19 protein-coding genes are annotated in these 18410 nt (G+C 45.2%); 8 read left to right on the plus strand and 11 right to left on the minus strand.

The genetic code is table 11. The annotated features are described in order from the left end of the window. Positions 1-236 precede the first annotated feature (236 nt). Entirely contained in the window at positions 237-1796 is a 1560-nt protein-coding gene (locus tag K0O23_RS18885) for a protein adenylyltransferase SelO (protein WP_219879019.1), read from the minus strand. Between the two features lie 145 nt (positions 1797-1941). Here K0O23_RS18885 and K0O23_RS18890 point away from each other — a divergent pair, with 145 nt between their 5' ends. From K0O23_RS18890 to K0O23_RS18900, 3 genes are all read left to right on the plus strand, one after another. Continuing rightward, on the plus strand, positions 1942-2871 hold the full coding sequence (locus K0O23_RS18890; RefSeq protein WP_219879020.1) for a 2-hydroxyacid dehydrogenase: 930 nt from the start codon (positions 1942-1944) through the stop codon (positions 2869-2871). Positions 2872-2874: 3 nt separating this feature from the next. Beyond that, positions 2875-3288, plus strand: a complete 414-nt coding sequence (locus K0O23_RS18895; protein WP_219879021.1) for a VOC family protein — start codon at positions 2875-2877, stop codon at positions 3286-3288. A gap of 104 nt (positions 3289-3392) precedes the next feature. Then, positions 3393-3608, plus strand: coding sequence for a hypothetical protein (locus tag K0O23_RS18900; protein ID WP_219879022.1), 216 nt, complete (start codon positions 3393-3395; stop codon positions 3606-3608). Between the two features lie 192 nt (positions 3609-3800). Here the strand turns inward: K0O23_RS18900 and K0O23_RS18905 are convergent, their stop codons facing one another. Beyond that, a complete protein-coding gene (locus K0O23_RS18905) occupies positions 3801-4226 on the minus strand; it encodes a hypothetical protein (protein ID WP_219879023.1) in 426 nt (141 codons plus the stop codon). A gap of 122 nt (positions 4227-4348) precedes the next feature. Between K0O23_RS18905 and K0O23_RS18910 the strand changes: the two genes are divergently transcribed. Next, on the plus strand, positions 4349-4927 hold the full coding sequence (locus tag K0O23_RS18910) for a DUF1543 domain-containing protein (RefSeq protein ID WP_219879024.1): 579 nt from the start codon (positions 4349-4351) through the stop codon (positions 4925-4927). 335 nt (positions 4928-5262) lie between these two features. Here K0O23_RS18910 and K0O23_RS18915 read toward each other — a convergent pair whose 3' ends face one another. Further along, the gene (locus K0O23_RS18915; RefSeq protein WP_219879025.1) at positions 5263-6813 is read right to left on the minus strand and encodes a DUF3943 domain-containing protein; all 1551 of its coding nucleotides are present in this window, start codon (positions 6811-6813) and stop codon (positions 5263-5265) included. A gap of 265 nt (positions 6814-7078) precedes the next feature. Between K0O23_RS18915 and tcmP the strand changes: the two genes are divergently transcribed. Next, positions 7079-8203: a three-Cys-motif partner protein TcmP gene (tcmP, locus tag K0O23_RS18920; protein WP_219879026.1), complete on the plus strand. Its 1125-nt coding sequence runs from the start codon at positions 7079-7081 to the stop codon at positions 8201-8203. 136 nt (positions 8204-8339) lie between these two features. Here tcmP and K0O23_RS18925 read toward each other — a convergent pair whose 3' ends face one another. The 3 genes from K0O23_RS18925 to K0O23_RS18935 form a co-directional block, all read right to left on the minus strand. Then, positions 8340-8834: a VOC family protein gene (locus K0O23_RS18925; RefSeq protein ID WP_219879027.1), complete on the minus strand. Its 495-nt coding sequence runs from the start codon at positions 8832-8834 to the stop codon at positions 8340-8342. Between the two features lie 22 nt (positions 8835-8856). Then, positions 8857-9258 (minus strand): spore germination protein GerW family protein, encoded by a 402-nt coding sequence (locus tag K0O23_RS18930; RefSeq protein WP_219879028.1) that lies wholly within the window; start codon positions 9256-9258, stop codon positions 8857-8859. Between the two features lie 93 nt (positions 9259-9351). Further along, positions 9352-10221, minus strand: a complete 870-nt coding sequence (locus tag K0O23_RS18935; protein WP_219879029.1) for an SDR family oxidoreductase — start codon at positions 10219-10221, stop codon at positions 9352-9354. A gap of 325 nt (positions 10222-10546) precedes the next feature. On the opposite strand from K0O23_RS18935, the gene K0O23_RS18940 reads away from it, so the two are divergent. Next, positions 10547-11287 (plus strand): hypothetical protein, encoded by a 741-nt coding sequence (locus K0O23_RS18940; protein ID WP_219879030.1) that lies wholly within the window; start codon positions 10547-10549, stop codon positions 11285-11287. Between the two features lie 115 nt (positions 11288-11402). Here the strand turns inward: K0O23_RS18940 and msrB are convergent, their stop codons facing one another. From msrB to K0O23_RS18955, 3 genes are all read right to left on the minus strand, one after another. After that, positions 11403-11864, minus strand: a complete 462-nt coding sequence (msrB, locus tag K0O23_RS18945) for a peptide-methionine (R)-S-oxide reductase MsrB (RefSeq protein ID WP_219879053.1) — start codon at positions 11862-11864, stop codon at positions 11403-11405. 107 nt (positions 11865-11971) lie between these two features. After that, a complete protein-coding gene (locus K0O23_RS18950) occupies positions 11972-12325 on the minus strand; it encodes a hypothetical protein (protein WP_219879031.1) in 354 nt (117 codons plus the stop codon). A 227-nt stretch (positions 12326-12552) separates the two neighbouring features. Continuing rightward, positions 12553-13362, minus strand: coding sequence for an alpha/beta hydrolase (locus K0O23_RS18955; protein WP_317195714.1), 810 nt, complete (start codon positions 13360-13362; stop codon positions 12553-12555). 123 nt (positions 13363-13485) lie between these two features. Here K0O23_RS18955 and K0O23_RS18960 point away from each other — a divergent pair, with 123 nt between their 5' ends. Next, positions 13486-14409, plus strand: coding sequence for a DUF389 domain-containing protein (locus K0O23_RS18960; RefSeq protein WP_219879032.1), 924 nt, complete (start codon positions 13486-13488; stop codon positions 14407-14409). Between the two features lie 72 nt (positions 14410-14481). Here the strand turns inward: K0O23_RS18960 and K0O23_RS18965 are convergent, their stop codons facing one another. Both K0O23_RS18965 and K0O23_RS18970 read right to left on the minus strand, forming a co-directional pair. After that, the gene (locus K0O23_RS18965) at positions 14482-15387 is read right to left on the minus strand and encodes a gamma-glutamyl-gamma-aminobutyrate hydrolase family protein (protein ID WP_219879033.1); all 906 of its coding nucleotides are present in this window, start codon (positions 15385-15387) and stop codon (positions 14482-14484) included. Next, positions 15375-16379 carry an amidoligase family protein gene (locus tag K0O23_RS18970; RefSeq protein ID WP_219879034.1) on the minus strand — a complete coding sequence of 335 codons (1005 nt, stop codon included), beginning with the start codon at positions 16377-16379 and terminating at the stop codon, positions 15375-15377. The genes K0O23_RS18965 and K0O23_RS18970 overlap by 13 nt, the downstream gene beginning before the upstream one ends. 126 nt (positions 16380-16505) lie before the next feature. On the opposite strand from K0O23_RS18970, the gene ggt reads away from it, so the two are divergent. Further along, positions 16506-18200 (plus strand): gamma-glutamyltransferase, encoded by a 1695-nt coding sequence (gene ggt, locus K0O23_RS18975; protein ID WP_246597219.1) that lies wholly within the window; start codon positions 16506-16508, stop codon positions 18198-18200. Positions 18201-18410: the final 210 nt, after the last annotated feature.

Below are 18410 nucleotides of genomic sequence, written 5' to 3' on the forward strand. Positions count from 1 at the left end.
CTTGCTGAGCTCAACGGCCATCAGCTTGAACTCCTTGTCAAATCTTCTTCTCTCTTGTGACATAGCGTTAAGGTATTAAATTTTCGCTTAACTTAATGTCCGGATAAAGGTAGCAACTCCAAAGCTTGAAATATTGTTAAGACAGTTGAAGCGCATTTAAAACCCCCCGCCTTAAAAAAGTCGAGGATCCCGAACTCCCTCTCCTGTTTTTAGGAGAGGGCAGGGGTGAGGTAAATTTACGAACTACACGAGAGCATAGAACAACCAGCCTTTTGCGTTGCCCATTCCGGCCTTGTCTGGAAGAACTCGGTATACTTATCTGAGTATGGAGCTTTCATCGCTGCCTGCAGTTTTGTAAAAAGTTCATCTTTGCCTTGCTCCAGCTCCTCAATGGCCTGGTGCAACAGGTAGTTACGAAGTATAAAATATGGGTTGGTGCGCCGCATCAGCTCCTGCGAAGCCTCCCGAGTACAACTGTTTGACTTAATACGCTCAACATACTTCTGGATGAAAGTATACAGTCGCACTTTTTCTTCTTCTGTCAGATCGTTATACAAACCCTGTTTAAAATACTTCTCACTAGCTGTGGCATCTGCCATATCTAAAGGCAAGTCTATTAGCAACCGGAAGAAAATAGTCATGTCGGGTTTGATGGCTGTTAGCAATTCCTCCAGTTCTTTTACCAGCTTTATATCTTCCTGTGTAACCTGGTCGAGGCCAAGTTTTTTGCCCATCATGCCGTAATAGTTGCTCCAGTATACCTCTTTGTAGGTTTCCAATGTCTCGATAAGCGCCTTTGTGTCCGGGAATAACAGAGCCAGAGCACCAGCCAGGCAGCCCAGGTTCCAGTAGGCAATGGAAGGTTGTTTACCGAAGGCATAGCGACGGCCAGGCAGGTCAGTTGTATTAGGTGTAAAGTTTGGGTCGTAATCGTCTACAAATGAGTATGGTCCGTAATCAATGGTTAGGCCAAGTATAGACATGTTATCGGTGTTCATCACGCCGTGCACAAAGCCAACGCGCATCCATTCCACCATCAGTTTAGCAGTACGTTCTACCACCTCCTTAAACCATTGCAGCACTTTATCTTCTCCGGTTAAGTGCGGGTAGTAACGGTCAATAGTCCAGTTTACGAGCTGTTTAAGATTGTCTATCTCTTTTCTGGCTGAAAGCACTTCAAAATTACCGAACCTCAGAAAGCTTGGCGCTACCCGCATCACAATGGCACCCGGCTCATAGGCAGGATTTCCGTTGTAAAACATATCACGAAGTATAGGCTCACCGGTTGTTACCAGACTCAAGGCACGTGTGGTAGGTACGCCTAAATAATGCATGGCCTCACTCATCAGGTACTCCCGCACCGACGATCTCAGCACTGCTCTGCCATCGGCACGGCGTGAATAAGGAGTTTGGCCAGCACCTTTCAGCTGCAGTTCCCAGCTTTGCCCGGGTGTGGTTTCCCATTCGCCCAGGGTTATGGCACGGCCATCACCTAACTGCCCTGCCCAGTTACCGAACTGGTGCCCCGCATAACAGGCCGCATAAGGATACATAGTATCAGTTACATGGCTGCCACCAAGTATATCTATTTCTTTTTGCTCTGTTGGCTTTTGTATGCCTAGCTTTTCTGCCAGTTCATTAGACCAGGCTAGTAAGCTTACTTTTTCTACAGGGGTGGGAACTGCTTTACTGTAGAGTGCTCCCGGTGTTTGACGCGGTGTAAGATCGCCGCTGTCATCACCGTTAAATGTGTTTACATAATCTTTTTTATATGCTTTTGAGCTTAGGCTCTCCATCTGTCTGTTTTAAAATTTGAAATGTATATTGTGACCTTTTAACAAGATTTCGGCAAGATAAGTTAATTTTTACCGGAATATACTTAGCCAGATGTGTTAGCTTGCAGCTTATACTTTATAGCAACCGACTAAACCCTGTTATCTAATGTCTATACTTTTAGTAAGCCGTGGGCGCGATGTTAGCCCATGGATAGATGCCATACAATCAGAAAGACCAGACCTTGAGGTGCGTGTTTATCCAGACACAGCACCCAAAGAAGATATAACCTTTGCCATCTCCTGGAATCATCCGCTGGGGGTGTTTAAGGAGTTCCCGAACCTGAAATGCATAGCCTCGATGGGTGCTGGTGTGGATCATATATTAAAAGACCCTGAACTGCCGGAAAATGTGGTGATAACCAGAGTTACCGATGAGCACCTGACAAATGATATGGCTACTTTTACGACAGCTGTTGTACTCAACTACATGCGGGGCCTGTCGGCTTATAAGGCGGCAGAAAATGAGAGCCACTGGCAGCCGAAACCATACTTGCGCCAGCGCGACTTTACTGTAGGTGTGATGGGTATGGGAGTGCTGGGAGCTGAGGCAGCCATGCAACTGAAGAAACTGGGCTTCTCGGTGCAAGGGTGGGCCAAATCCCACAAAAATATTGAAGCCATACCTGTTTACGCCGGAGCCGATGAGCTGGATTATTTCCTGGCCACCTCCCATGTGCTCATCTGCCTGCTGCCCCTTACACCGGAAACGGCAAACATCCTGAACAAAACTACTTTTGAAAAACTGCCGGAGGGAGCCTATGTGATAAACGTGGCAAGAGGGGAGCACCTGGTGGAGGAGGACCTGCTGGAAATGCTGGACAAAGGCCAACTGGCAGGAGCAAGTCTGGACGTGTTCCGAACAGAGCCTTTGCCGAAAGAGCACCCTTTCTGGGAGCATCCGAAAATAGATGTGACACCACACATTGCCAGCGTAACAAACCCGGCCTCTGCGGCAAAACAGATACTTCAGAATTATGACAGACTTACCATGGGTGAGCCATTAATTAACATTGTTTCACGAACCAAAGGATATTAAAACATGAATGCTTTTCACTACGCTTTTAAAGTAAAAGATATCGAATCTACCCGCCAGTTTTATGTAAGGATTTTGGGGTGCCAGGAGGGCCGCAGCACCGAGCATTGGATCGACTTTGATTTTTTCGGGCATCAGCTGTCGGCACATGTTAGCGAAAACATTCCGGAACTGGATTACTGCGGTAAAGTAGATGGTGTAAGTGTGCCGGTACCCCACTTTGGTTGTATACTAAGCTACGAGCAGTTCGATCAGTTGCAGGAAAACCTGACAAAGCACGAGGTAAAATTTGTTGTAAAGGCGCACACCCGGTACGAAGGGCAGGTAGGGGAGCAGCGCACCATGTTTGTACTGGATTTCAGTAATAACCCGCTTGAGTTTAAGGCCTTTAAAAATGCTGACGAAGTGTTTGCTTCTTAAGCTGGTATAGTGCTTTTATATTTTAGAAAGGAAATTTATATCCTAGAGGTTTATATCGACGTACTTGAATTTATAAACTCAAAAGACTTAAGGAGACAAGCAATATGAATGATACAGTAAATTCTTTAGAGGCTCTGGTTAAGAATCCGTCGCAACTGGCAGACATCTTAAAAGATCCGGGCACGCATGGGCTGGACTTTTACAATGGCCTATCCAACAAACAGAAAAAGTATGTGCTGTTGGCAGCAGGAATTGGTTTAGTTGCCTATGCCATTTATCTTGGCAGCCAGATTGATAATGACCAGTCGCAGGATGCTTAACATTTACCAAAAGCAAACGTATACTTAATCAAGAATATTTTTTGTTATCGCACAGACAGGTTATAGACCTGATTAAAGCTTGTAGAAGCTTTCGAATATTATCCAAGTTTGTACGAGATACAAAAAATAAAGCCCTGCTTTAAGTACATCTTAAAGCAGGGCTTTACATTTCTATACTTTCTTTAAAAGAACTTACCGTTTCTTGCCTTTTTTGGCCACTCTTTCTTTGTGCCCTTTCCTTTTCAGCTCCTGAAACTCTTCGTTCGATACTGTAACTGTGTAGTAAACCGATGTTAATACTGTAAGGCCTGCCTCTTCTACAAATGTAGTGGTAAGGGAAAGCTGCTTGTCAGGGTTCAGTACATAATCACCATCTACTTTTTCGTATACATTAAACTCATATTCTCCCTCTTTTGGCTGACTGTTACTGGTCTGGGCCAGGCAGTCTCCTGTAATGACCAAAGGCGTTTCGAGCTCTACTTCATAATCAAAAGGCTGAAAGTATTTGCCATCTTTTTTATATGTGATATACTCAATTTTACTGATGTATACTTCTATGCCTGCGTTATTGCTGTCGCGTTTGTGCTTGATGTCGCTGATGTTGCCTACGAGTCTCATGTTAATTATACTTGGCGCCTGAAATTGCGGTTATTGTGGCAAAGGTACAATTTATATCTCTCTTACGTGTGCAGTCTTTAAAGATGGAAGTTTAAGCCAGCACAATTCTATACCTTTGCAGCATGCTGCAACCAAAACTTTTTATGCTAATGCTCGGGGGTAAGCCTCCGGGCCGCAACACCGAACAACACGACATGTTTTTTGGGATAGGGGAAACTATTAAAGACTTGGTACCGGCAATAAAAGCGTTTTGGCCCGAAGCTAAAGCCAATCTGCACATAGACGCATGGCGTGAAGTTAACCATATACCAGGCTATGAAATTAGCGTAGTGCCAAGGGCAGCAGCTGATGAAACAGAAGATATAACGATCAAACTTTTCTTTATAAACCTGGGTGGCTACAAACCCGGTGAGTTCGATGAACTCCATTACAAAATGTTGGTAGTGGCAAAAAGTATGGGAGAGGCATCAACAGTGGCCAGAAAATCAGCTTTTTACAAACACACCGGCTTTAAAGGCGCAGCCTCTCACATAGACGATAAGTATGGCGTAGACGTAGACGACCTGCAACTGGTAAAGGACATGCTGCCGGAAGCCGTAAAACAGGAGTACAGTTTACTGCTTACGCCAACTGATGAGGTAACAGAAGATGAGATACACCTGGGATATTTTCAGCTGCATAAACTGGACTACAGATTTTAACAGATTTGATTGATTTGTGAGATTTCTCATGATACCGCAAGTTTGAGCGCAGCGGTAACTTGTGGTTGGAGATAGCGCCAGTTTATAACTGGCTTTCTGCGCCAGCAGAAAAGTATAAATTTTACGGATTCCCCTCTTGAGAGGGGCAGGGGTGTGTTAATCAGCAACACCCAAAGTATAAAGTATAGTCAAGGCCATTGCAGCCCTTGCTTTTTCAAAGCAAAGCAGTTGAAAACTGCTGCCATACTCAGCCACCAGTTACGCCGACGCTAAACTCGCGGCAGGGGGATTTTAAAAATTGTGAAGTAACTGGCGTAGTACCCATACTATTCTTCCTAATTATATCTACCCCGGCGCTGCGGATTTTCCAAGTACAGTTGCAAGAATATTTTCTGATCAGTGATCATGGAGTACTGGTCTGAAAAATCTCGGAGGTGGCGGTCTGTAGTATAGCCAAAGTACTCGTAGCCTAAGCTCAGGTTCTTGACAAGCCGCACCGTAACGCGTGGCCTTACGATGCCGATGGAATTATGGCCATCCAGCCCCTCAAAAGTTTTAAGCCAGAAGTGATAGTACACAAAAGCTAAGGATGCATGTTTTCCCAGGCTTAGTGTACTTTCGATTTTACCCTGCACGCCATGGGCATAGATGTAATCGCGTTGCCCCAGCGAGTCGGGTGCAGAGCGGTTACTGTTGCCAGCTAATGGAGTAAGGCCCAGATGCGCGTTTGTATGCAGGTTAATTTCTTTGCTTAGCGGCAAGCGCGTAAACACACCTCCTCCAAAACCTAGCGAGCCCAGTACAAAATTTCGGGTGTCCCAATAGTCGTAGTATTGAAAAGCTCCTGCCAGCACATCCATTTTGCCAAGCTTTGAGTTGCGGCCTGTTAATAAGCCATAACCTGTAAGGTTGTTAATCGTGCCTCCGACAGTGTCTGCCTTTCCTGTACTGAATTCTGCACGCAATCTAAACAGGTCGAATGGTTTCTTTGCCTCAAATGGGTCGCCGTAGTCCAGTTGGATGTTTAGCATAGCGTTGTTGCCACCTTCTCCAAATACATCATTCCTCTCCCTGTTAATGCGGTGTACTCCGGCAAATAAGGTCACATTCATAGGGTCCTTCTCATATACTTCTTTATTCGTGACCTGAGATGTTTTGCCTTGCAGCAGGCGGTTGAGGCCACGCACCGGATTTATTAGGCCGGCGGCAACTTCTCGCATTACCCTTTCCCGGCCACGGGTGCGGTCATCCAATATGTTAGAACTTACACGATACAATATCTCACCAAGAGCCGCGCCATTCAGTGGGGTATAGATCATGTCGTTGTAAGAGGGTAGGGTGTTCTCGCCAAAGTACTCCCAGGTTAGGCTGCCTGCTACTGCAAATGGCAGCGATTGCCAATAGGTATAGCCTTGAGAACGTGCAGCGTTAAAGTATAAAGTGCCCTGGTAGGGGTGACCTATAAAGTTTATCCGGAAGTCGTCGATATCCCATTCAGGCTCTGATCTCAGGTTAGTTTTCCAGGTATCGAAATCAACATAGCCATAATCAGCCTTAGCTATATAGCGGTTATAACCCATAAACAGCGCATTCACGCCCAAAACCTGTAAAGTGGGTTTCCAAAGAGGCTGCCTTTTGTTATAATCTGGGTCGTCGTGCAGCAGGTCTCCGTAACTGTTGTATAAAGTCGAATCGGGCTTTAGTTTAGTTGCCTCCGACTGCCCGATAGAGTCTGCAAACAACTTTTCTTTTCGTGCCTTAATTAGCTTTAATTGCAGTTCGCGGTTGCCTGTAGCCGGATTGATGGTGTCTGGTGCGGCTTTTTCCTGTGCACGTGTTAGGGTATAGGTGCACAGTATTAGAAGTAAAGTATAGATCGGTTTCATGGGGTGCTTTTGCGGGTAACCAGAGTGAAATGGTAGTTTAATTGGTTTAGTCTTTACTAAGATTCCGGTTACATAAGACCCTCATACGTATTTTTGCTGTTGGTGGTGGAAATTCACAACTGCCAGACCCCCTACATTCTGGGTGTTTGCTAGCAAGCTACCATATTTTTCCTTTCATATTTTTCCATTTGCTTTAAAAATCAGGGTTAACTTTGCTGTGGAATAAGAGGGCATTCCTTTCATCAAAAGTATAGATTAGGCTACAATGGCTACTGTTGATACAAGCGATTTTTTTACGACACAGCGGGACACATCAGATATCAAATCACAGATACTGAACGACTTTTTCAGGGACTGGTGCAATGCCATACTTCAGGGGCAGCGCTATAAATCTAACCACATGCTGGCCTATATTGATCTGTATGCCGGTGAAGGAAAGTATGAAGACGGAAAAACAGCCACACCGGTTAAAATATTGAACAGCATTTTTGGCGCAACCGACAGGTTTAACCTCAATAAGATCGTTCGTACTTTTTTTACGGACGAAAAACCTGCTGTTACACAAAAGCTAAAGCATAACCTGGAAGCGCTGCCATACTACGAGAACCTGATCTATAAGCCGGTTATACTTAACGAGGAATTAAATTTTACTCTGTTGGCCAAGCTGCTCGGCACCGACACGCCAGCACTGATGTATACCGATCCGTTTGGTTATACTTTTTCGCAGCAGATGCTCCTGCAGTCCGTTAAACGCTGGGGGCTGGATGTGTTTATGCTTTTTAGCCCAGCCAAAATGCGCCCGGCCATACTTAACGCCACAGACGATGACCTGACAACAGAGATATTTGGAGCGGCGCGCATAGCTAAGATTAAGGAATTCTGTGAGCGTTACCAGGATGCCGGCCAGCGTGAGGATTTTATGGTAGACAGCTTTGAAGATATTTTTAAAGAAAAGGATTACAAAACATTCCGGTTTAAAATAAGTCTGCCTAAAAAGAACCAAACCAGCCATTACCTCTTTTTTGTATCTAAAACGGATACGGCATACATGAAGATGAAGGAGCTAATGCTAAGCTACAGCGATTTTCAGGAGGACGGCGTGCCCTTATTTGGAGCCAACATCAAGCACCAGCTGTCCCTATTCCAGGAGCAGTACAGGTATTCTATAAAAAACCTTATTGCAGAACTTTCTGGCAGTACAGCGTTTTACAACAACCTGCCACTCGATAGTATCTACAGGCACCACAACATCGGCACCAACTACATTCGTGGCAATTACCTTGAAGCCTTTGAAGTACTAAGAAAAGATGGACTTATAGAAGCCATTAACCCGATCAGCAGAAAGCCAATGCGGAAGGTGTCCTTTTCGTCTATTATATCTTATAAGTAGGTTGGAGGTTTAATTGTTAAATTGTTGGCTGCTAATTGTTGAATGCTCTCTCATACTGCAAGTTGCGCTCTCAAAAGCTTGTGCTATAGAGTTTAATCATATGAAATAATCCTTTAAATCAATCTAATCCGCTTAATCACCGGTCCAGTTCTAATAGCAGGTCCTGCAAATCCAAAGGGCGGGTGTACATGTGCAGTGATCCGTCTTCATGTTTAGGCCATTCTTCTTTTGGCCGGTCCCAGTAAAGTTCTACGCCATTTTGGTCTGGGTCTGATAAGTATAAAGCTTCTGAAACGCCATGGTCTGACGCGCCGGAAAGCGGATAGTTTGCCTCGATCAATCGCTTCAAAATGGCAGCCAGATCTTTGCGGGTAGGGTAGAGGATAGCAGTATGGAACAATCCTGTACTACTGGCTGGAGCAGGCGAGCCGCCCTTACTATACCAGGTATTCAGGCCGATATGATGGTGGTAGCCACCCGCCGAAATAAAAGCTGCATCTTTGCCATACATGGTGGTAAGTTCGAAGCCCAGCAGGTCGCAGTAAAACTTCATGGCCCGGTCAAGGTCGGCTACTTTTAGGTGTACATGGCCGATGCGGGTTTGAGTAGGTAAAGTATAGTTTTGCGGCATAATTTGTAATCCGGTTAGCAAGCTATTTCTTTTTATGCTTCTTGCCTTTTTTCTTGTCATTCGGGGAGAAAATGGCAGTAATAGTTTTTGCTGTAAGGTAGGCAAATAAACTGCCTATGGCCACTATTTTTACCGTTGACTGTGGGTCCCGAATAGAGCGGAACCTGGTGTTACCCTCCTTTATCTCGATGTACCCTACTGGCGTCATCGATACGCCACCTCCGCCACCGGAGCCTCCTTCCTTATCCTTGGTTCCTGCTCCACCTCCAAAACCATAGGCAGCCCGGGCTACAGGCACAATCGTTACACCATCCCGCTCAATAGGTTTTCCATAGATATTTGCCGCATTGGCCGCGATGCCAAGCTTTTCAGCCAGACTTACGACTAATCTACCTTCGTTGTCGGTTTTATCTTTTTCCTGCATATTCAACTTAATTAAAAAGTCAGAACAAGGCAACGGCTCTACAACCGAAACCTTAGTTCAGACTTTTATACTTTTACCGCTCTGTTAATGTTATCAGGCAATAACAGACCACTCTTTTGTAGCTTCTTTTGTGTAGTCCTTAAAACTTCGGGGAGCATGGCCGAGTAATGCAGTTACACGCTCAATATCCTCTGAGGTAGCTTTTAACCCTTGCTCCTGAAAGTACTCATACATCAGCCTGAAGTCGAAGACCATCCACTCTGGCATAAACTGCACCATCATGTTTTCCCAGGCGTCCATATCGTTGCCAAAGTATGAAACTGATGTATTCAAGGCTTCGCTCCACAGCTTGGCTGTATTTTGGCCGGTAAGTACATCAGGGCCTACCAGGTTATAAACTTTACCATCGTGGCCTGAAGTAGTAAGTGCAATGGCAGCTGCCTCTGCAATGTCGCGCACATCTACCCTGGATAAACCTATATTACCGATTGGCTGAATGTATATACCCTGATGCAAAAGAGCATCTTTAAACCAGTTGTCGTTTTGATAAAAGTTGTTTGGCCGTAAAAAAGTATAGGATATTCCGGATGCTTTTATAGCCTCCTCTATAGGTAGCTTTGAGCCAAAGTGAGGTAAGTGCAGCGCTTTGTCGTAATCGTGCACCGACATGTAGACAATTCGCTTTACACCAGCCAGGCGTGCCCCGTTTACTGCAAATAAACCTTCGCTGGTTTCGGTGGTACTTACAGGGTTGGCCATAAATACGCCGTCCATACCTGTAAAAACGGTGCGTACTGTTTTAGGGTCAAGTATGTTGCCTACTACAGCTTTTGCCCCTTCTGGCAGTTGGTTTGCCTTTTCAGGTTCGCGTGTGAGCACATAAACTTCTACGTTACGGGCAAGCAACTCTTTTACTGTTTGGGAGCCTACTGTCCCGGTACCCCCGATTACTAATACTTTCATAGTTCAATCAGTTTATATATTGGAGAATAAGATTCTTTAGTTTAATTTATTAAGTGAGATTTTTTAACTGTTTAAGTATATGATGTGTTAGTAAATTAAAATAATGAATAAAAATAGTTATATACGATTTATTCCAGTCTATGATAGCTTCCCCTCACTAAGCTTTTAGTATTATTCGCCATGAGTTTTCCTTTAAGTTAGTTTGTAAGCATGTGGCGTGCATTTATACATGGAGTTTCTAAAAAGTTAACTACATAAATTAATTGCCAACTAGCCTGCATTTACTTCGTTTAAATGGAAGTGAGTTAAATCTAATGATGCAGCTATGAACAGAAACTTTGAAAATGAGAACCGCCAGCGCAAAAGCGCTTATGCAGATTTTGACGAATATGGTAATCCGCTTACAGGCAATACAAATAGCTTGTCCAGGTACACACCGCAAAGTAAGTATGGCTCGTTTGGCAGAAACACACAAAGCCAGGTTAGGGGCCAGAAGCAGCAAAGCTCTAACAGTGCTGCTACCGACAGACAGACGAATGCAAGCCACGCATACGGAGACATGAGCCATGGCACGCGCTATGGCGAAGGTGGAAGTTACGAAGGCGGCGGCTCAGGTTATGGTCATTCTTACTATAGTATGAGAGGCAGCGAAGGACCAGGATTTTCGAGACAGGAAGGCAACTGGTCTGAAAGCAGGCAATATGGCATGGGGGACTACGATAAATTCATGAATCGTAATTACGGCTACTTCGGCCGCTCCAGCGGTGGGGGTTACACAGGAGAAGATAGCAGAAGGCCAGGCCAGGGAACAGGAAGTGATTACATAAACGAACGTTACTATAACGAACCGTATGAAGGCAGTTATCGCGAAAGCTCCGGGTACGATCGTGGCTATAGCGGCTTCGGAGATACTGGCTATGGCGCTACCCGCTACAATATGCGTGACCAGGACCGTGAACGCAGTGCGAACAGTAACCGGAGCTTCAGAAATGAACAACGTAACTACAGCGACAGAAATTATGATGATCGTAACAGAAACCGCTTTAACCCCGATATGGATTGGTAAGCAAGTATAAGATACCTCAGCAGATCAGCCGGTTGGTTAATACCTAGCCGGCTGATCTTTTTTATGACATTAAGCTGCCTGTAAAGTATGAAATCATAGTTAGCATGTACTATACTCAGGTCTGCTTCATAGTATCCTGTTCTATTAAAATAAGGCTTTCGGAATTAATACAGTAGCGTAAGCCCCATGGCTCTGGCCCATCGTTAAACACATGCCCTAAATGGCAATCGCATACATTGCACAACACTTCTATCCGCTGCATATTATGGCTATCATCAAAAACATACTTTATTACATTTTTGCGCAATGGCTGTGTAAAGCTGGGCCAGCCAGATATGGCGTGGTACTTTGTGGTGGAGTCAAATAACAGGCTGCAACAACCCACACAGGCATATAAGCCCGGGCCATAAAAACGACAGTAGGTATTGCGATAAGGCGGCTCTGTGCCTTTTTGCCTTACTACATGGTATTGCTCCGGAGTCAGCTGTTGTTGCCATTCATTTTCTGTTTTTTCCAATCTCCGTAGCGGCTCCGGGTTGCCATACTTAGCATACCTTATCACATCATACCAACGCATCACTAGTAAAATTTATAGCTTATTTACGCTGCTGTAAGTATTTGTACAAAACAAAAAGGCCCGGAGTAATCCAGGCCCTTTAATTTTATACTTTATTGTAATACAAGTTATTTGTTATTCTTGTCTTCTTTATCTTGTTCGTCTGCTCTCTGGCTTAAAGAGGTGCTGTCGTTAGCCTGGTTGTTGCGGAATTCCTTGTCTGTACTGTCTGCACCGCGGCTTGTAGTGGTTGGGTTGGCGATAGAACCCTGTGGGCTATTACCATTCCTTGAATATTGGCCTTTTTCTCCTTTGTTAGAGCCCTCTTTATTTGACTTGTTTTCACCTGATTTGTTTTCACCGCGTGTATTGTCAGCGCCTCCTGCCACAGGTCCAGTGTTTGTTCCTTGCGGACGTCCGCTTACATTTTTATCCTTCTCAAAATCTCCCTCGTTCTGTATGTTTCTATTATTCGTACTCATCGTTTGTTTCCTTTTGGTTTAAAATAATTTAAATCCCCTTCTGTTTACAGGAGGGGTTCTCGTTTGTACGAAGAAAATCTGGTATAAGGTTAACTAATCTGGTATGGTCTGGCAGGCCAACATCACTTTTAAGAATTTTAGCTGCTTTTTGTTTCAGTATATTTTCTGTGTTGTAAGGCACTATGGCTATATTAGTGATGATTAATTGGAATTTGATCAGGTGCTCATCAGCGTTGATTTAAGGTGTTAATTAATTTATCCAGTTTTCTCTGGTAATCAGGGTTCTCATTCATGCCGTTGTGGCCTTGTCCGCTAAGTATGATGTTCTTGTCAGCCGGTTTTAGGTGTGCTTTCAACTTATCGGCAGAGCCGTGGTATATTATTTCGTCCTTGTCTCCGTGAAAGATAGCAACAGGCGCCTTTACGTTATCCAGAAAACGGAAAGTCTCGAATTTATACTTCAACAGAAAACCGGGTATGATGGGATAGAGGTTACTGGCCAGGTCGGAGAGGCTGTAGTAAGGGGCCTGAAGTATGAGTAGTTTAGGATTATTTTCGGAGGCAAGTTTAGTCGCCGCTGCCGTACCGATGGAGTAGCCGGCTATAACAATTTCAGGCTCATTGTATCTGTTTTTAAGCTGGTCATAGGCGCGCTGCACATCGTCGTAAAATTGACCTTCGCTACTTATAGAACCTTCGCTTTTACCATAGCCGCGGTAATCAAGTATAAAAAAGTCGTAGCCCATGTTAGTGTAGCTTTCGTATGCCCATCCCCAGGAGTTAACAGAGCCGGCATTACCATGCAGATAGAATACCAGCCCTTTAGGCGCAGTTGTCTTGAAGAGTAGCCCATGCAATTTTATTCCATCAGTAGTCTGTACAAAGATCTCTTCAAATTCCTGCTCGAAACTAAACTCATGGTTAAGCTGCAACTTTTCCGGAAAAAAGATCAGGTTCTCCTGCTTGAAAAATGCCAGGCTCATAAGTAATAGGTAAACAGTTAAAAGTATGGCTTCAATCTTAAGTATGGTGCTCACAGGTTATCTGGTTTATGCTGCCCGGGTTTGTAAAGCCAGCTGGTGTGGCGTAATAACTTTTGTACGCTGTTAAAGTATAATTGTCTGTGTCGTTTTAAAGGCAGTTAACAAAGTACAAGCAACATGCGCTTAATCACTGTAAAAGCACCTGAAGGACATGGCAAAAGTATAGCTGAACTGGCCTTTACCGCTGGTGCAAAGCAAGTGTCGGTTCGGCAGGAAAAGAAGTACTACCCTGATCAAAGAGAAACGATGCTGGATGTGGTGGAGGTAGAGACAGCTACTCCCATTGCGAAGAATTTTGTTGAGAGCCTGATGTCCTCCGCCTTCTATGACCCTGCTAAATTTGCTTTTACTGTTCAACATCCCGAATCACTTTTCGCACATGAGCCTCCTAAGAAGGAAACATATCCCATTGTAAGACCTACGACTGATGTTTATCAGGAATTATGGCAGTTTACAAGCGTTACCAGTAGCCTGATAAGCAGGGTCTTTCTCTCTTCTGTGCTGCTGGCTTACGGAATGGTAGAGGATATGCTTCCGCTCATCATCGCAGGCTTGCTGTTTTTACCCTATCACCACCACATGCTCGGAACAGGCTTTGGTGTTGTAATAAGAGAATGGCGCTTTTTTTTCCAGGGACTCCTGGCACTACTGGTTTCTACCGCACTTATAGTAGGGGCAGGGGCATGTGTCGCCTTGTTTACGGAGCCTCCTATAGGCTTTAAAGAATTTGGATCTCCTTTATCGGGTTTTGTTCTCTCGGCTGTAATTGGTGTTGCGGCTGCAATGGCAGCTATAGATGATGCCGGACGAAGAGAACTGATAGGTCTTGCTGCTACGGCTCATATTTCTGTTTATCCTGCCTGGTTTGGCCTTAAGCTTGTTTTTGGGTTTGAAGAGGGAGATAAACTGTGGGAACATTTGCTTACATTCGGCATCAATATAACTACATTAACATTGGCAGCAGGTATTACATTTGCGGGAATAGGTATGCGTGGAGACGGCATCAGGAGATTTGTAAGTGAGGAAACTGGCATACAGTAGCAAACAAATTGATTGATATTTAACTCTTTGAAACACTCAGTGAGATAGGCGATACCCAAGCAATTTAGCTGCTTATACCTGGTTCTCGAGTGCTTTTAGAATATCCTGATCTGGCACAGAAAGCACCTCCTGCATGTCCTGTTCTTCTATCTGGGCATAGACTGCTTTCGCCTGATTTACCAGTTCTTTGAACAAACGGCGGTGGAGGCTTTTTTGCGGCAGGTACTCGGGGTGCCATTGTACACCCAGTATGTAATTATGTTGGTTATGCTCAATTGCCTGTACAACCCCGTTGGGTTCCCATGCTACAATATCGATGTCTTTGCCCGTTTGCTGCACCGCCTGGTTATGAAGTGCGTTTACGGCTAGTTTATCTGTGCCAAGTATAGCTTTCAGCTTACTGCCTTGCTTTAGTTGCACCTCTTTCACCGGAAAAATACTGGCCGGATTAGGTTCTTCGGTATAAAAAGTATGGATGCTCTTATAAAGTGTACCTCTAAAGTATACATTCATAAGCTGCGCTCCACGGCAGATGCCCATCACAGGAAGCCCCTTCTTTACAGCCTGATCGAGTAGTTGCAGCTCTAGGTGGTCACGTGCCCTGTCCAGGCCAAAACTTAATTTACGGCTCAGCAGCTTACGCACAAAAAACAGTGCCGGAAAGTATAACCAGCGCAGAAAACGCCCCACCCGCTGAAAAATATTCTTGTTTGGGTCATGTAACGTTCGCTGCAGGTAATCGTCCAGCACATGCTCCTGCTCGTAAGTACTGGGGTCAACGTCAGCACCTCCGCCAATGATCAGGGCCTGAAGCCCGTCTGCTGTTTTGGTTTTGCCCGGGGTTACATGCACGGGCCATCCGCCGGCAAGTAATACGCCAAGCGCTGTAAAGAGCCAGGCTGCTTCGCCTCCTTTGTCTGGTCCTGTTATACCAATTGTTGGCCTGCTCCGGTCTATCTTTTGCTTCAGCTTAGCCATTGGTTAATCTTTTTTAACCACTTTGTCTCAAAACCTATAAAGCCGTCGTTTTTCATTGCCACGTAATCGTAGCATAATTCGTTTAGTCTTTCTCTGTCAGAGGCCAGTTCCTCTACTGCTACCCAGTTGTTCCATTCCTGTGCCAGCGTCCAGTCTGGCTGTGCTACACAACTGTTGGGCAATCTGTAATGGTATGTTTTACGTGCTTTCACTTTGCCCATTCCTTTAAACTGATGTAAAAACTCAGGATGCAGGGCGGCAAAAATAGGATACATGTCCAGCGGACGGTTACGGTCAGGGTTGTAAGTGTGATAATCCTGTATAAGCTGCTCCAACGTTGGCTGGTAATCAGGTCTTAAAATTAATTCAGCATAGTCGTTTGGGTACGGCCGGATAAAAGGGCTCAGTTTACGGGCCAGGTCAATGTCGCCTTCTTTTACCAGCCAGGGGTAAAGCAGCAGAAAGGCCCTCATGTATGCCAGTAGTGTGTCAAGGTGCGTATCAGGCGTTTCAATGTTGATGTGTGTGCCAAAAGCATTTGTCGGAAATGAGTCGGTATCCTCTGCATGGTGCTGATACAGTGCCTCTCTTAGTTTCTCTAGTTGCCACAGCTCCGTGCAAGGCACTGGCGGGCAGGCAATTTCGTAAGGAAACAGTTTGCCGATAATGCTTTCAAGGGCCGTCTCCACTTCATCCTCAAGTGTGCCTTCTCCCAATTTTACATCCTCTATCCGAATGTTTAAGGATTCGAACGGTTTCTTGTAGAGTTTTTCCGTCAGTAAAGTCAGGTCAAATTCAATGGTAAAGTCTCCGAGTCTTGTGCCCACTACTTGTTGCCTGAACCTGTTTTCGCGCTGTACGCTACCGCCGTAGAGATGCTGTACCAACTGCACTGATTCCTCGATCCCCAGGTTGGCATACTCCAGCTCAAAACCTACAGTGCGTATTTTCCCATCTTCGTTGTAGAGTACCGGCGGTTGTTTGAATTGCATATAATTTTGTAGCTGATGCTTCTCTAAAAACGTCAAATTCAGGAAACCGTTTTGCTTGTGTTTTTGAAGCGATTAAACCTCAAGCATAGCAACCGGGTACAACAAACAAATTATACTTTGTTGCACATGGCCCTACTCAAGAAAATTTCTTTAGTATTCTTCTTTATAAGTTTTATTGGTTGTACCAACCGAAGCCTTACGGAGCGCGGGCTTATTACGGAAAATGCTATGGTGGTTTCAGCGCATCCATTGGCTTCTGAGGTAGGTGCAGCTATATTAAAGCGGGGAGGCAACGCCATAGATGCTGCTGTTGCTGTTCAGTTTGCTTTGGCTGTTATATACCCGGATGCAGGAAACATAGGTGGTGGCGGTTTTCTGGTGCTACGGCAGCAGAATGGCAACTTAGCTGCCCTGGATTACCGCGAAAAAGCACCAGCGGCTGCACACCGGGATATGTTCCTGAATGAGGCTGGCGAGGTAATAAAAAACCTGAGTTTTAAGGGACATTTAGCTGCAGGTGTGCCCGGTACTGTAGACGGCATGGTGCAGGCACATGATAAGTATGGCAGTTTACCCTGGCCTCGGCTTGTACAGCCAGCAATAGACCTGGCAGCCAAAGGCTTTCCGCTAACTGAGAAAGAGGCTGAGAAGCTGAATGAGCAACGGCAGGATTTTATAAAGTATAGCACAATTAAACCTGATTTTATACTTCGGGATAAATGGCGTCCAGGAGATACACTGCGCCTCCCGGATTTAGCCCGTACTTTACAGCGGATCAGGGATAAGGGAAGAGCCGGATTTTATGAAGGTGCTACGGCAGACCTGATAGCGGAAGAAATGAATAGAGGCGAAGGTATGATTACAGCAGAAGACCTTGCCGGCTACCGCGCTGTGTGGCGAACACCCCTTACCGCCTATGCTAATGACTACCGCATTATTTCTATGCCACCACCATCCAGCGGCGGTATTGCTCTTGTACAGCTGCTAACTTTAGCCGAAGATTTTCCGCTGGAGGAGTGGGGCTGGAATACAGCAGCTACAGCACACTTTATGATAGAGGCAGAGCGCAGAGTGTACGCCGACAGAGCCAAACACCTCGGAGATCCTGACTATTACGACGTGCCTGTAAAGGGACTGTTAGATGTAGATTACATCAAAAACAGGATGAAAGGATTTTCACCAAAGCAGGCAACTGATTCAGACGCTGTTTTAGCGGGCACACCTGCTCCACCTGAAAGTCCTAATACTACTCACTATTCCATTGTAGACTCACAAGGCAACGCCGTTTCTGTTACTACCACTCTCAACAGCAGTTTTGGGTCTAAGGTATTTGTGGCTGGTGCCGGGTTTCTGCTAAACAACGAGATGGACGATTTTAGCGTGAAGCCCGGTTATCCTAACAGCTATGGGTTGATAGGTGGTGAAGCAAACGCCATTGCACCGGGCAAACGCATGCTTAGCTCCATGACGCCAACTATACTTGAGAAAGACGGAGAGCTGTTTATGGTAATAGGAAGTATGGGTGGCTCTACTATTATCACTACCGTTTACCAGATCATACTTAATGTAACTGAGCATGGCCATACTATGCAGGGTGCAATAAATGCAGGGCGATTTCACCACCAATGGAAGCCGGATTGGGTGTTGACGGAGTGGGGCGCCCTGGGCGCAGATACAGGTCTGAAGCTATGGCTAAAGGGACATAAAATTGTGCCGAGAACAGGCGGCATTGGCAGGGCAGCAGGGATACTTGTTTTACCAAACGGCAAGCTGGAAGGTGGCGCTGACCCCAGAGGCGACGATGCCGCGTCAGGGTTTTAAGGTTAGCACACGGTGTTTGCCATGTTAAAACTTATCCGGTTTATCTTAAAAGAGATGGTGTCGCGTAGGTTATGTGCATTCAGGTTCGAGCCAAACCTTATCTGTAGCAAACCACCCACTTTCAACTTTGTAAATCCTTTATACGTTTATCTGTTTATGTAAATATTTGTAAATCAGTTGTTTGAAAATCACATGAGGTAGCTTTAAATT

Source organism: Pontibacter aydingkolensis, from assembly GCF_019443125.1.
Taxonomy (GTDB): Bacteria; Bacteroidota; Bacteroidia; order Cytophagales; family Hymenobacteraceae; genus Pontibacter; species Pontibacter aydingkolensis.